10 protein-coding genes are annotated in these 15,403 nt (G+C 41.5%); 5 read left to right on the forward strand and 5 right to left on the reverse strand.

Annotated features, from left to right (window positions below; genetic code table 11):
* The 4 genes from H5202_RS10115 to ilvC all read right to left on the reverse strand — a co-directional run.
* On the reverse strand, positions 1 to 300 hold a 300-nt coding region (locus H5202_RS10115; protein ID WP_182771968.1), incomplete at its 3' end, for a dihydroxy-acid dehydratase domain-containing protein.
* Positions 301 to 432: 132 nt separating this feature from the next.
* The gene (ilvM, locus tag H5202_RS10120; protein ID WP_011635912.1) at positions 433 to 690 is read right to left on the reverse strand and encodes an acetolactate synthase 2 small subunit; all 258 of its coding nucleotides are present in this window, start codon (positions 688 to 690) and stop codon (positions 433 to 435) included.
* Entirely contained in the window at positions 687 to 2,372 is a 1,686-nt protein-coding gene (gene ilvG, locus H5202_RS10125) for an acetolactate synthase 2 catalytic subunit (protein ID WP_182771969.1), read from the reverse strand. Before ilvG ends, ilvM begins: the two co-directional genes overlap by 4 nt.
* Before the next feature lie 566 nt (positions 2,373 to 2,938).
* Positions 2,939 to 4,420, reverse strand: coding sequence for a ketol-acid reductoisomerase (gene ilvC, locus H5202_RS10130; RefSeq protein WP_182771970.1), 1,482 nt, complete (start codon positions 4,418 to 4,420; stop codon positions 2,939 to 2,941).
* 208 nt (positions 4,421 to 4,628) lie between these two features.
* Between ilvC and ilvY the strand changes: the two genes are divergently transcribed.
* Entirely contained in the window at positions 4,629 to 5,501 is an 873-nt protein-coding gene (gene ilvY, locus H5202_RS10135; RefSeq protein ID WP_182771971.1) for an HTH-type transcriptional activator IlvY, read from the forward strand.
* A 32-nt stretch (positions 5,502 to 5,533) separates the two neighbouring features.
* Here the strand turns inward: ilvY and H5202_RS10140 are convergent, their stop codons facing one another.
* Positions 5,534 to 6,841, reverse strand: coding sequence for a hemolysin family protein (locus H5202_RS10140; protein ID WP_182771972.1), 1,308 nt, complete (start codon positions 6,839 to 6,841; stop codon positions 5,534 to 5,536).
* A gap of 366 nt (positions 6,842 to 7,207) precedes the next feature.
* On the opposite strand from H5202_RS10140, the gene H5202_RS10145 reads away from it, so the two are divergent.
* The 4 genes from H5202_RS10145 to H5202_RS10160 all read left to right on the forward strand — a co-directional run bounded on the left by H5202_RS10145 (position 7,208) and on the right by H5202_RS10160 (position 15,365).
* Complete coding sequence (locus H5202_RS10145) at positions 7,208 to 8,731, forward strand: YifB family Mg chelatase-like AAA ATPase (protein WP_182771973.1); 1,524 nt, start codon at positions 7,208 to 7,210, stop codon at positions 8,729 to 8,731.
* Positions 8,732 to 8,810: 79 nt separating this feature from the next.
* Complete coding sequence (locus tag H5202_RS10150; RefSeq protein ID WP_182771974.1) at positions 8,811 to 9,707, forward strand: acyltransferase; 897 nt, start codon at positions 8,811 to 8,813, stop codon at positions 9,705 to 9,707.
* A 6-nt stretch (positions 9,708 to 9,713) separates the two neighbouring features.
* Positions 9,714 to 10,628, forward strand: a complete 915-nt coding sequence (locus H5202_RS10155; protein WP_182771975.1) for an acyltransferase — start codon at positions 9,714 to 9,716, stop codon at positions 10,626 to 10,628.
* A 276-nt stretch (positions 10,629 to 10,904) separates the two neighbouring features.
* Positions 10,905 to 15,365: an EAL domain-containing protein gene (locus tag H5202_RS10160; RefSeq protein WP_182771976.1), complete on the forward strand. Its 4,461-nt coding sequence runs from the start codon at positions 10,905 to 10,907 to the stop codon at positions 15,363 to 15,365.
* The last annotated feature ends 38 nt before the right edge of the window (positions 15,366 to 15,403 follow it).

Consider the following 15,403-nt stretch of genomic DNA (forward strand, 5'->3'; position numbering starts at 1 on the left):
AATTAACTCGCGCGACGGTAAGCTATACAGCATGCCACCATGGCCCATCGCAATACCGTCATCTACGGCAATAGTATTAAACTCTTTGGCAATGCCGCCAGCTTCTTCAATGGCACCTGCAACCAATGATCCCATATTCTTTAAATGTACATGGCCTGGTACAAACTGAGTGAAAGAATTGGCTATCGCGATAATGGGCTTACCAAAATCATTTTCTTTCACGCCAGTGGCACGCCATAGTGCGCGGGCGCCTGCCATGTTGCGGCCTTCGGTACTGGTAGCTGAACGTAATTTTGGCATTGCTAATATCCTTTATTTAATGTGGTGCGCGTTACCGGCTTATTCACCTCATAACGACTAAAATAATCTCTAATTACATAATCTCTAACTAAATAGTCTCTAACTGAATCGTGCTTGGCTTAATAGCAAGCTCTAGCCGTTAGCGACCTGATTTAACGGTGCAGCCGATAGCACTTTACAGTGAGTGACATCAATTAATTTATCTAACTGGTTGCTGAGCAATTCAATGGCACGTTCGGCCTCAACCCATAAATCGACCGCCATGCTGGCGTCTTCATTAATACGAACCTGCATCTGGGTGACTTTAAATCCACGATGGCGAGTAACACGCAGCACGCGTTCAAGCACTTCAGGACGTTGTTGAACGGTTATTTCTAATGCATGCATCATGTTTGCTTCTCCATTTGATCCATCATTTCACTATTACTCGCACCCGGTGGCACTAGAGGCCATACGTTAAAAGCATCATCAATCGACACATGTAACATAAAAGGACCGCTACTATTCAACATATCATCTAACCCTTGTTCGACTTGATCCGCTCTCGTTATCGTTCGACCTGGAATATCAAATGCTGATGCCATAAGGACAAAGTTAGGATTGTCAGATAAGTCTGTTTCACTGTAACGCTCTTCAAAAAATAACTGTTGCCATTGCTTAACCATACCCAGTTTTTGATTATCAATCAGTAAGATTTTTACCGGCAATTTACGACGCTTAATGGTGGTCAATTCTTGAACATTCATCATAAACGAACCATCACCAGAGACCGTGACCACCGTTGCATCAGGTCGGGCAACTTGTGCGCCAATAGCGGCAGGTAAGCCGAAACCCATAGTACCTAAGCCTGCACTGGATAAATGATCTTCAGGACGGCGGAACCACATGTGCTGCGCCACCCACATTTGATGCTGGCCAACATCACAAGCAACAACACTGTCTTCAGGAAGTTTATTGGCTAAACGGCGTAACATCGCTGGCGCATAAATTAAATCGCCCGGGTGTTGGTAATTCCATTGGTGCTTACGGGATAACTCCTCCACATCAACTTGCCATTGAGTAATATCGAGTTTGCCAGCAACGGCGGCCGTTAGTGCAGGTAACACTATGCTAAGTTCAGCAGCTATCGCCACGTCAGCTTGACGTAACTTACCGATTTCGGCGGCATCGATGTCTAAATGCAATACTTTGGCATTACTGGCAAAACTCGCAAGCCGGCCGGTTACGCGGTCATCAAAACGTGCGCCTACTACCATTAATAAATCACATTCTTGCACAGCAAGGTTTGCCCCTTTGCCACCATGCATACCCAACATGCCTAAATAACCTTTAGTGCCATGTGCAATACTGCCCAAGCCTTTTAACGTTGCCACTGATGGAATGCCTGTGGTGTCGATGAACTGACGTAAATGCGCAACGGCGCCAGCCATACCCACACCACCTCCAACATACAACATAGGCTTCTTAGCGTGCTTAATTAACTCTGCGGCGGCATCTAAGTCAGCCACCAGAGGCTGTAATTCATCAGTAACACTTTGAAGGGGGGTTTTATATTCTAATGCAGCAAGTTGAATGTCTTTGGGAATATCAACTAAAACCGGACCAGGACGTCCTTCTGCTGCAATTTCAAAAGCCCGATATAAGGTAGGAATAAGCTCATTGATGTCGGTGACCATAAAACTGTGTTTGGTGCATGACAACGACATACCTAATACATCTATCTCTTGGAATGCATCGGTACCAATAACACTGGTAGACACTTGGCCCGTTATGGCAACTAACGGAACCGAGTCAAGTAAAGCATCGGCAAGTGAGGTGATTAAATTAGTGGCTCCTGGGCCAGATGTTGCAAAGCACACCCCGGTTTTACCACTAGCACGAGCATATCCTACTGCAGCAAACGCGGCACCTTGTTCATGACGGCTAAGCAAGTGCTCTACAGGACCGCCATAAAGGGCATCATAGATTGGCATAATCGCCCCACCAGGATAACCAAATACGGTTGTTACACCATGTGCTGCTAGTACTTTGATTACTGCATCCGCGCCGCGCATTTTCTGTCCTGCTTCCATATGTTGCTCTCTACTTCGTCAATGGTTCTGCTGCTCTACTGTGTAATATTGTTTTTTTGGTTTTACTTAAGCCTAAAACTAAAAAACCCCCGGTCCTTTCGGAGCGGGGGTTTTTGCAATCTGTGTGACTCTTAGGTCAGTCTAGTTGCCAAACGCCACCCCCGCTGTGACTTAATAATCACTACGGTAATAATTTCGAGAATGAGAATGGCTGTGTGGTTTAACATGTTTTAGACTGTATCCTAAGTTTCTAATAATAATTCGTTTGATTGTGTTCAAATAACGTTACGGTATTACTAACAAGTACCATAAAAGATTTAACCAACACAACTAAAAAATTGTCTTTATAAAAAAAATTCAGCTTCCCTGCCGAGACAATGCAAACAACAACAAAAACTTAACGCATGAGTTCTACTAATAATTAATTAGAACTCAATCTAATAATTTGTTTTTTCAGCGTCCTAATCAATAAGATTAGGACGTTTCGATTGATGCCTGTCCGACAACGACAACATAAACATGTTGCAAAAAACACTGAACAGGAACTTCACCAGTTACCTTATACGTTAGCTAGCTTCAACAATACTTTTCATATCGGTCATGTAACCACGTAACTCAGCGCCGATATACTCAACCTCTGTATTACGAATCTGATCATTTACATCGATTAAGCGAAGGTTATCAACACCTGTTGCTTGGTCTTTAAGCCCAGCACCTAAGTACTCTGATGACATAGCGTTAACATAATCACGTAACATTGGTACTGCTGCATGGTTGAATAAGTAACAACCGTATTCAGCCGTATCCGAGATAACCACGTTCATTTCATATAAACGCTTACGCGCAATAGTGTTGGCAATCAACGGTGTTTCATGTAGCGACTCATAGTAAGCCGACTCTTCAACAATACCTGCGGCAACCATGGTATCAAACGCCAGTTCAACACCCGCTTTGATCATTGCCACCAAGAAAATACCTTTGTCGAAATAGGTTTGTTCATCGATATGTTCAGCTGACACTGGCGCATTTTCAAATGCGGTTTCGTTGGTTTCCGCTCTCCAACGTAACAAGTTGGTGTCATCATTAGCCCAATCTTCCATCATAGTGCGAGAAAACTCACCGCTGATAATGTCGTCCATGTGCTTTTCAAATAATGGCTTAAGGATAACTTTCAACTCTTCAGCCATATCAAATGCTTTGATTTTAGCTGGGTTTGATAAGCGATCCATCATGTTGGTAATGCCGCCGTGCTTAAGTGCTTCGGTAACCGTTTCCCAACCCTGTTGAATTAACTTGCCGGCATAACCAGGCTCAACACCGTCAGCGACCATTTTCTCGTAACCTAAAATGGCACCTGTTTGTAACATGCCACATAAAATGGTCTGTTCGCCCATCAAATCTGACTTAACTTCAGCCACAAACGATGACATTAATACACCGGCACGGTCGCCACCGGTAGCACTGGCATAAGCTTTAGCAATCGCTAAGCCATCACCATTTGGATCATTTTCTGGATGTACTGCAATCAATGTGGGTACGCCAAAACCGCGCTTGTATTCTTCACGAACTTCCGTAGCAGGGCATTTTGGCGCAACCATAACCACAGTAATGTCTGGACGAACTTGCATACCTTCTTCAACGATATTGAAACCGTGTGAATAAGATAACGTAGCACCTTGCTTCATTAATGGCATAACCGCATTAACGACATTAGTGTGTTGCTTGTCTGGTGTTAGGTTTAACACTAAATCAGCCGCAGGAATAAGCTCTTCAAAGGTGCCAACTTTAAAACCGTTATCGGTGGCTTTTTGCCATGATGCACGCTTTTCAGCAATGGCTTGCGGACGTAAGGCAAAAGAAATATTTAGGCCTGAGTCACGCATGTTTAAACCTTGGTTAAGGCCTTGTGCGCCGCAACCTAAAATCACGATGTTCCAATCTTTAATATATTGGCAACCGTCACTGAATTCAGTACGGTCCATAAAGCGGCATTGTGCTAATTGAGCTAATTGTTGACGTAAATTCAGAGAGTTAAAATAGTTAGCCATCTGATACCACCTTTAAAATTTAGTAATTTGGGACTCAACATCTTATAAGTCAGCGACCTTAAGCGTTGTGATTGAAGTCACTATAGCGCATGCATATGATTGCTTAAAATGATATATTCGGGACATGACGTTGCAATTAATGCAACATGGAATGCTTAACCTAATATTTAACTTACACTCAACTTAATGCGTGCTTGAAGGTGCTGTGATGGATATCCGTTCACTTAAAATGTATTTACACTTATGCGATAGCCTGCATTTTGCCAAAACAGCAGAGCAATCGCATGTCAGCCCATCAACCTTAAGCCGTGCGTTGCAGCGTTTAGAAGATGAAGTGGGCAGTAAATTATTTGACCGTGACAATCGAAGCGTCACGATTACCCACGCGGGCGTTGAATTTAAACGTTTTGCAGAACAGACATTATCGGAATGGACCCAGCTGCGCAGTCGTATTGACCCAAGCCAGCAATTTTTACGTGGCAATCTTAATTTGTACTGCTCAGTTACCGCAGCTTATAGCCATTTACCGGCACTGTTAGATCGGTTTAGACGTGAGCATCCCCATGTCGATATCAATCTCAACACCGGAGATCCAGCTAATGCGGTAAATCAAATTCAAAAAAATCGCGCCGATATCGCGATTATTGCATTACCGGAAGCTTTCCCTGCCAGTCTGCATTTTACCCCAATTGATAAAGTTCCGATTTGCGTCATTGCACCCACAATACAATGCCAAGTTCAGCAATGGGTAAACCAGCCAAAAATTGATTGGGCTAAATTGCCCTATATCGTACCGGACCATGGTCCCGGCAGAAAAAGGATTGATGTGTGGTTTAAGCAAATGGGCATAAAACCCAATATTTATGCCCAAGTCTCTGGTCAGGAGGCAATAGTGTCTATGGTCGCACTCGGCTGTGGTGTTGGTATTAGTCCAGAAGCGGTGATCCACAATAGTCCGGTACGCGATCGCATCCAAACCCTAGCTTCGCCAATCCCGATCCCACCATTTGAATTAGGTTGTTGCTGCAAAGAAAAACGCACCAATGATCCTATCATTCGTGCGTTCTTAGACATCATTTAATGGCGCCGTGTAGATTGTTTAAGCTAATTGACTTAAGGCAGAGGCGGCATCTCAATGTCTAGCCGAGTAACCAGTAGTTGGTCGACTTTGTATGAATCAATATCGACTACCTCAAATTTGTAACCTGCATAATTGACAAAGTCAGTACGTTTAGGAATTTTGCGCAACATATACATCATAAAACCTGCAATGGTTTCGTAGTTTTGATTATGCGGAAACACTTCAATATTAAATGCCCGCATGACATCAGTAATCGGTGTCACCCCATCGACTAACCAAGAGTTACCATCACGGGCAACAATCTGTTCTTCACTTTCATGTAATGACCACGCGCCCATAACGGCACTTTGTAAATCGTTGGTGGTCACAATGCCGACAACCAATGCATATTCGTTCATCACCACCGCAAAGTCGGAACGATTATTCTTAAAATATTCCATCGACTCAGACAAGGTTAACGTATCAGGAATGATGAGACAGTTATGCACTAACGTACTGCCTTTTAAGGTGATGTTCTCGCCGTTAATTACCCTAATCAGTAACTCTTTTGCATCGACAAAACCTTTGATCATGTCCAATTGACCATCACACACTAAAAATTTATTATGCGGATTTTTTGCAATTTTCTGTTTAATGTCATCTTCACTATCTTGCAGTAAGAAATACACTAAACTTTCACGCGCTGTCATTGCAGAAGTCACCGACACAGACTGCATTTCGAACACGTTTTCCATCATTTGTTGTTCGCCTTTATCCATCACCCCAGCTTCAGTACCGGCTGTCATCATGGCGTAAATATCATCATGGGTGACTTGGTCATTACGCGCGGTAGGCACTTGCAATAATTTAAAAATTGCATTGGCCAAGCCATTAAAAATCCACACGAACGGCTTTAATACTTTAATACACAAAATAATTGGCATTACAAAAGTGACCGCAACTTGCTCTGGGATCACCATCGCAATTCGTTTAGGCATCAAATCAGCAAATAAAATAAACAACGAGGTGACCGTCACAAATGAACAAACAAAACTCAGCTGTAAACCCCATTCATTGCCTAATAAAGGCAACAGTAATTGTTCAAAATGAGGTCTAAAAGCCGACTCACCAACAATACCGCCCATAATTGCGACCGCATTGAGTCCGATTTGTACCACGGTAAAAAAACTGCCTGGATGCGCCTGAAGTTTAAGCACTTTAGCAGCGCGCAAATCGCCCTCATCGGCCATTAATTGTAAACGCATTTTTCGTGATGCCGCGAGGGCAATTTCAGACATAGAAAAAAAACAACTAATGCCAATCAGGCATAAGATGATCAATAAATTATCAGAGAGGCTCATAGTTTACCTTTACCCGAATACTAGCCAAAATATCAGGAATGTATGTACATATCTTTGTTGCAAAATGGGCAAATGCAAGACCTCAGCCATTTATTAACATTCAAATTAATAAGACTAATGATTCAATACAGATAGAAATAACGAGTGATGGAATAGCATTATAATGTGTCACGACAACAGACCTATTTATACTCGGTCTCTGCGAACTATAAAGCGACGGTATTCTACTCAACATCAGTCATTTAAACTAGCTAACAAGCATAACTTTATCTGACTTATTTAACCTTTATCACGCAAAAAAAATCATCGCTGCTAGACTGTAACAACTTAATCATTTGTATATTATTCAAACAAAAGGAATTGTTGATGGCAATAGCCTGTGTATTTACCCGAGCGAGTTGCGGTGTAGAAGCGCCGAGAGTTACCGTTGAAGTTCATTTAAGCAACGGTTTACCTGCGTTTAATTTAGTAGGCCTGCCGGAAACCTCAGTAAAAGAAGCCAAAGAACGCGTCAGAAGTGCGTTGATTAATGCCGGATTTGAATTCCCTCAAAAAAGAATTACCGTCAACCTAGCCCCAGCAGATTTACCTAAACAAGGCGGCAGGTACGATTTACCTATCGCAGTAGGTATTCTCGCCGCATCTAATCAAGTTCCAGCTAAAGCGTTACACCAATGCGAATTTGTGGGTGAGTTGGCTCTTTCTGGGCAAATTAGGCCTTGCAGTGGATTATTACCTGCCATTATTGCGGCGCGTAATGATCAACATCATTTTTTTATGCCCATCGAAAACCGACATGAAGCAGAACTGGTTGGCTATAAGCACAGTTATTTTGTCGCTCACTTGCAAAACTTGGCGGCATTCCTACATGGTCAAGCACAACTACCTTTACTCGATACCTTACCCGAGTGGATTGAAGAAGAAACTCAAACACAATCATCACTTTGCATGAGCGATGTTATTGGCCAATACCAGGCAAAACATGGGCTTGAAATCGCCGCGGCAGGCGGACATAACATGCTGTTTATTGGCCCTCCTGGAACGGGAAAAAGCATGTTAGCCAATAGAATCATCCCATTATTACCCAAACTCACCTACGACGAAGCCATTGAAGTAGCCGCCATTCATTCTGTCGCCGGTTTACATGTGAAACCGCAAAACTTCCTTAACCGTCCTTTTCGCTCGCCGCATCATACATCATCATCCATTGCCCTTATTGGCGGTGGCAGTCATCCAAAACCAGGTGAGATATCATTGGCACATCGTGGAGTATTATTTCTTGATGAAATAGCAGAATTTCCTCGTAAGGTACTGGATTGTCTGCGAGAGCCTTTAGAAACCGGTCAAGTTGAGATTTCTCGTGCTGCAGCAAAATTGACCTTTTTGAGTCGATTTCAACTCATTGCTGCGATGAATCCAAGTCCCTGCGGTGATACGGAGCGTGCACGTTCGACTCCAGATCAAATTCAGCGTTACTTATCGCGTTTATCAGGGCCTTTTTTAGACCGCTTCGATTTAACCGTGGATGTTCCTAAACTTCCTGCAGGCACGTTAACCCAGCAACACCAACCCAGTGAGTCCAGCGTTGAAATAGCCAAGAGAGTCAAACAAGCACGCGAACTACAACTCAGCCGCGCTGGGGTATTAAACAGTGAGTTAACCCCAAAACAACTCAAACAAGATGGCGCTATTACTCAACCAGACTCGGCTTTTCTGGAACAAAGTGTAGTGAGCTTAGGATTGTCTGTTCGCAGTTTTCATCGAATTCAACGGGTATCACGTACCATTGCAGACTTACAGCAATCGCCTACTACCGAGCGTAGTCATATTGCTCAAGCCTTAGGTTATAGGGCCATGGACCGATTATTGGCAAAATTGAATCAGCAATAAACGTAATTTAACCTGTCGTATAGATTGAGCAAAACTGCGACTACGAGTAACATAGCCCTCCGTTTAATAGGAGAGAAAAATGTCGCTGCTTTCGAAAATCAAAGGTTCAATCGCATTCTTATGCTATTTATTTAATACCATTTTTTGGACCATCCCTATCTTGGCGTTCAGTATTGTAAAATTGATCCCCATTGGCATTTGTCAAAAAGTCTGTAGCTATATTCTCGATAACTGCGCGACGGCATGGATCAGTGTCAATACCATAGTAGAAGCAATTTTTCACCCAATGCGAATTCATGTCACTGGCGATCAATCTTTTTCTGAACAAGAATGGTATATGGTCATTGCTAATCATCAATCGTGGGTCGACATCCTTATTTTACAGCGAGTATTTAACCGTAAAATTCCCTTTTTAAAGTTTTTCCTCAAACAAGAGCTGATTTTTGTCCCGATACTCGGCCTCGCTTGGTGGGCATTAGACTTTCCATTTATGCGCCGTTACAGCACATCACAGTTGCGAAAAAATCCTAAATTGAAAGGTAAAGATATCGAGATCACTCGTAAAGCATGTGAGAAATTTAAAACGAAACCTGTGAGTATTATGAACTTTGTGGAAGGTACACGTTTTACGGAAGCTAAACATGATAAGCAGGGGTCACCTTTTCAGCATCTTCTAAAACCTAAGGCTGGAGGAATGGCATTCGCATTATCCGCCATGGGAGAGCACATTAATAAACTGGTTAATGTCACCATATATTATCCAGATACCGTACCGACTTATTGGCACTATATTTGTGGCGGATTATCCGAGGTAAGAGTAGACATCAAAATCACTGATATTCCTCAACGTATGCGTGGTGATTACCTAAAAGATCGCGAATTTAAAATTGAATTTCAAGAACAACTTAATCAACTTTGGCTAGACAAAGACCTACAGCTACAGAAGTTTGCTTCACAAGCAAAGCAAGAGGGTTAACAAAATATGTTAGCTTTTTTACCTGGTCCAATACTCTTTATCATCAGTTTGTCGCTGTTGATCATTAATACCATTGTATGGAGTTCATTGTTAACTATTGGCGGTGTCGCAAAATTATTACTGCCTTTCTTGCCTGCTCGTCGGGTATTAACTCGAATAATGAATCGATTTATGTGGTCATGGGCCACATGTAACGGCGGCATTTTATATTTAATATCAAATATTGAATGGGATGTAAAAGGGTTGGAAAAACTCGATCCTAACGGTTGGTATTTATTGATTAGTAATCATGTCAGTGGTTTTGATATTGCAGCCCAAACGTATTTATTGCGAAACCATATACCAATGTTGAAGTTTTTTTTAAAAAAAGAACTATTATATGTACCAATAATGGGCTTAGGTTGCTGGGCGCTCGACATGCCATTTATGGATCGCACCAGCGCAGCAAAGCTGAAAAAAAATCCCAAATTGAAAGGCAAAGATCTGCAAACGACCCGCAAAGCTTGCGAGCGTTTTAAGCACATGCCTACCGCTATTATTAATTATGTGGAAGGCAGTCGTTTTACCGAAGAAAAACGACTACGTCAGAATTCACCTTACCGCCATTTATTACGCCCTAAAGCCAGCGGGATAGCGTTCACACTTTCAGCAATGGGCGAACAGTTTACCGGCTTGTTAAATATCACCTTGGTTTATCCTGAAACGTCGGAAAAAGTGCTGACTAATGTCATGCATGGACGCACTAAAAAAGTTGTGGTTCGTATTGAAACTCTGCCTGTGCCAAAAGTGGATTCAGAAGTTTACTTTTCAAGCCCAGAAACTCGTGTTGAATTTCAACGTTGGTTAAATAAGCTTTGGGTCGAAAAAGATCAGCAAATTGATGACATAATAAAAATGTATCAACAGCAACAAATCAATTAAAGTGGTTAAATTGTCAGAACATCGACAAATGACGATTTATTGTTGCTTTGACGGTGTAAAACTGTCAGTTTTATAAGGAAAAAGAGTTTACCACTCACTCAATTGATAAAATGAATAAACAACAAAATGTGTAAGAGGCAATTTAGCATTTTATTGTTAACATAATTAAAATTTGTCGCTGCTTTTTCAATGAAATTTTATAGGTGAAATTTGAATTTTCGTACATTCACACTTTTGACACACTGGCTAATTTTAATCATAACATTGAGTTTTTCAGTGTCTGTTTCAGCGCAAAAAAATGATCCTTATGACAGCCTAGCCGAAGTAAAGTTTGAGCACTTCAATGAGGAAGGAGACCTTAATCAAAACTCGATTACACGTCTGTTTATGGACAGTTCCGGAATGTTATGGATAGGCACTCAAGACGGTCTACACAGCTATAATGGTGTTGAATTTAATTTATACTTAAAACAGCAAACAGACACTAACTCTATCTCAGGTAATTTTATCACTGATATTTTGCAGTCACCTGACGGCGATTTATGGATAGGTACCTTCAACAATGGACTGAATAAACTCAATCTCACTACTGGGGAGTTTACTCAGTTTAAACGCCCTCAAGGCTTAACAGAGCTTCAGGTGGCCCATCTTGCCGTGATTGGCGATACTTTATGGGTGGGTACGCGTTCGGGTTTATACATACTGTCCTTAAAAACCGAAAAAATTATTCCTGTCAGTTTAGGCAATAATATCACTCCAAATATTACTAGCATTGCCAATATTGATGATAAATACATTGTCGTCGGCACTGAGTCTAATGGCACTTTTGCCATTGATAGTAATACGATTATTCGACTTGAAATTCCAGTCAACATGACGGTAAACCAAATCAAATCCAGTTCAGTTTATTCAGTTTGGCTCGCCATCGACAACCAGATTTGGCGCTATAATCTCGATACTCATCAAAAAGAACTGATATGGGTGCATGATAGTAGTTTTGGTAATGACCGTATGATTACTGACTTTGAAGTAATTAATGCAAATCAGATTTTTGCCATTGGCACCAATACGGGCTTATTCAAACTCGATTTTATTGATGGAAAGTGGCACAGCACGGTTTATAAGCATAATCCGAAAAAAATCAATACTATCAGTGCTAATAATCTACAAAGCCTAATGTTAGATCAAAACGGCACTCTATGGATTGGCACGGGTTATTCGGGTATTGATAAGCTTAACCTCAGCCATCAATACTTTAGCCACCTTTACGATTACCAAACCAGTGTCCCTGGCATGGCAAACATGATCCGCACCATTTTTCGTGACACACAGCAACGCCTGTGGATAGGTACCGACGGTGCAGGACTCAAGTTTTTATCCCCTAATGATAACCAATATCATTACATCAATGAGTTATTTGCCAATAAATTAGCGATACCGTTAGAACAGTTGTCATTGATAGTGCATGACATTGTTCAAGATAAACAAGGTTTACTGTGGCTGGCCACCAACGTGGGTCTATTTACCCTAGATAACAGTAACATCCTGCAGCAAATAAGACCTGTAAACGAACAATTTCATGCTGATACTCAGATCCGCAGTTTAGCTTTTGACGACAAAGGCCGATTATGGATAGCAAGCTCACAAGGTTTATATTTTATCTCTGAGTATACTAACCAAATGATGGCTTATAATTTCGGATTTCAAACAGACTTCTCCTCGTTCAAACACCAAATTATTAAGCTCTATTTTAGCCAAGGTTACTTATGGCTAGGCACAATGGGCGGAGTGGTAAGGCTTTCAGCTGAAGAACAGAAATTAGACTTTCTAAACCATGACCCAGAAAACCCTTACAGTGTGAGTGACAACCGTGTCAGAGACTTTTTGCAAGCAGAAAATGGTGATTTTTGGGTAGCCACTCATGGTGGAATAGACAAGTTAACAATAGAATACGGTACCTTTAAATTTGAACGAATGGACGTCAATGCTGATAAAAGCAGTAATACTGTTTACGCTATTTTAGAAGATGACAAACACGACCTGTGGCTTAGTACTAACTCGGGGATTTCACGTTTTACTCCGAGTAATCGGAGCTTTATTTCTTATAACAAATTTGAAGGCCTACAAGCCAATGAATTTAATGGTGCAGCTAAGTTTAAAGAGCTTGACGGTACCTTATGGTTTGGCGGTATTCGAGGTCTTAACTATTTTAATCCAAGCCATATTCCCAACCAGAGAGCCGAGAACAAGCTGGCACTGACAAAATACACGATTGGTGAAACCCAATACTTTATTCGTGATTTAAGCCATGCTCCTCACATTTCTATGCCGTACGAACAAAAAATCATCAGTTTTGAAGTCGGTTCACTCAACTTTAATTACCCTGGATTAAGCCATTTTAGCTACTTTTTAGATGGTTATGATGATGATTGGCGTGAACTTTCCCATGGAAAAGAAATAACCTATACCAACTTACCACCGGGTGAATACAATTTAATCATTCGACATGCGCTCGGGACTAATAAATACAGTGAATACACCCTCAATGTGAGCTTGTCAGTGGTTCCACCTATTTATATGACTCACATGGCTTATGCGCTGTATGTGACCGTTGGATTGTTAATTATTATTTGGATTCTATCTACAAGACAAAAAAAGCTGACCAAACAACGCGAGTTTGACAGCAGTATTCGCGCTTCTGAAGAACGTCTAAAATTGGCACTTTGGGCTTCGGGCGATGGTATGTGGGACTGGAACATTAAAGACGATAAAGTCTATCGAACCAACATAATTGAACCGATAAGCTTTTCGTTAAATGATCAATTATTAATTAAAAATATTGACCCAGAAGACCGGCCGCGAGTGCAAAAGTTGCTTAATGAGCATCTAAATGGTGACAGCGAATTTTTTGAGGCCGAGTACCGTGTTGAAACAAAACCAGGAGAATGGGCTTGGGTATTAGACCGTGGTCAAATTGTTGAACGTGATAGCAATAATGTTCCAATACGAATGGCTGGAACTCATAAAGATATTACGAGCCGCAAGCTGACGGAAAATGAATTAAAACTATCCTCGCAAGTGCTATCGAGCATGAATGAAGCGGTTGTCGTCGGCGAACTAGATTACCAAATCCGCTCTGTAAACCCAGCATTTAGCCGCATTACTGGCTTTAAACACCGTGATGTTGTGAATAAGCATTTCTTATTTTTAACCATGGGTAAGCAATCACGCGATTTTTATAACTCAGTTGAAATTCAACTGTTAAGACACAAACATTGGGCTGGTGAAATTCACATTAGAACTCGCGACCGCCGGGGTATTCTTGCATGGTTGGAAATAAATCAAGTTATTAATAACAAAGGTGAAACCAGTCACTTTGTAGCTGTTTTCACTGATATTACCGCCCGTAAAAAAGCTGAAGAAGATTTACGAGTACTGGCTAATTTCGACCCATTAACTGGGCTGCCTAACCGTACTTTATTCCAAGACAGGCTCAATCAAGCGGTAACTAAAGCACACCGCGCTACGAGCATAGTGGCATTGCTATTTTTAGATCTAGACCGATTTAAACATATCAATGACTCAATGGGGCACCACATTGGTGATTTACTGCTTAAAGCGGTCGCGCACCGTCTACAAAATGCAGTACGAGATGGCGATACCGTTGCACGCCTAGGCGGAGATGAATTTACCATTATTTTAGAAGGCGTTGCCAAAACTAAAGCTGCCACTATTATTGCATCAAAAGTTTTAAATGCTTTCCAAACACCTTTTTTACTTGACGATAAAATACTGACTATTTCACCGTCAATCGGTATCAGCCTGTATCCTGAAGATGCTGACGATACCACTTCGCTGATTAAATACGCTGATACTGCAATGTATCATGCTAAATCTTTGGGTCGAAATAACTTCCAATTCTATACTGAACAATTAAACCAATATGCGACGCGCCACGTTCAATTAGAAGCAGGACTAAAAAAAGCGATTCAAGACAATGAGCTATATTTAGTTTATCAACCTCAATACGATGTAAAGACTGAAAAAATTATCGGCCTTGAAGCCTTAATGCGTTGGGAAAGCCCAGAACTTGGCTTTATTTCACCGGTTGAGTTTATCCCGCTTGCTGAAGAAACAGGCATTATTAATCAAATAGGGAATTGGGCAATTAACCAAGCCTGTAGCCAACTGGCGCTGTGGCATCAACAAGGCTTCGAACATATATCTGTCGCCGTTAATCTTTCTGCCAGACAATTGAAAGCCGATATAATTTCGACCATAGAAGTCGCACTAGCCGTATCAGGATTACCGGCAAGCGCCCTAGAACTCGAATTAACCGAGTCGATGATTATGGGTAATCCACAAGATTCTGTTGCGGTACTATCGCAACTCAAAGCCTTGGGATTAACCATTGCCATTGATGACTTTGGTACCGGATACTCAAGCTTAAGCTATTTGAAACGCTTCCCAATTGATACCTTAAAAATAGATCGTGAGTTTGTTCGTGACATAACAGAAGATCCTGACGATGCAGCCATCACTAGCGCCATTATTACCTTGGCACATAGTTTAGATCTTAACGTGGTTGCTGAAGGGGTTGAAACTCAAGCACAATTAAAATTCTTACGTGATAGAGGGTGTGATCAAGTACAAGGCTTCTTGCTCAGCAAGCCACTAAGTGCTGTTGATTGCCTCGCATTATTAACTCAAGACAAATCTGTAGTTAGCCATTTTTAAGGCAAAATAAAAGCTCCATTTAGGAGCTTTTATGTTTG

The sequence above is a fragment of the Shewanella sp. SG41-4 genome (assembly GCF_014164505.1).
Classification (GTDB): Bacteria; Pseudomonadota; Gammaproteobacteria; order Enterobacterales; family Shewanellaceae; genus Shewanella.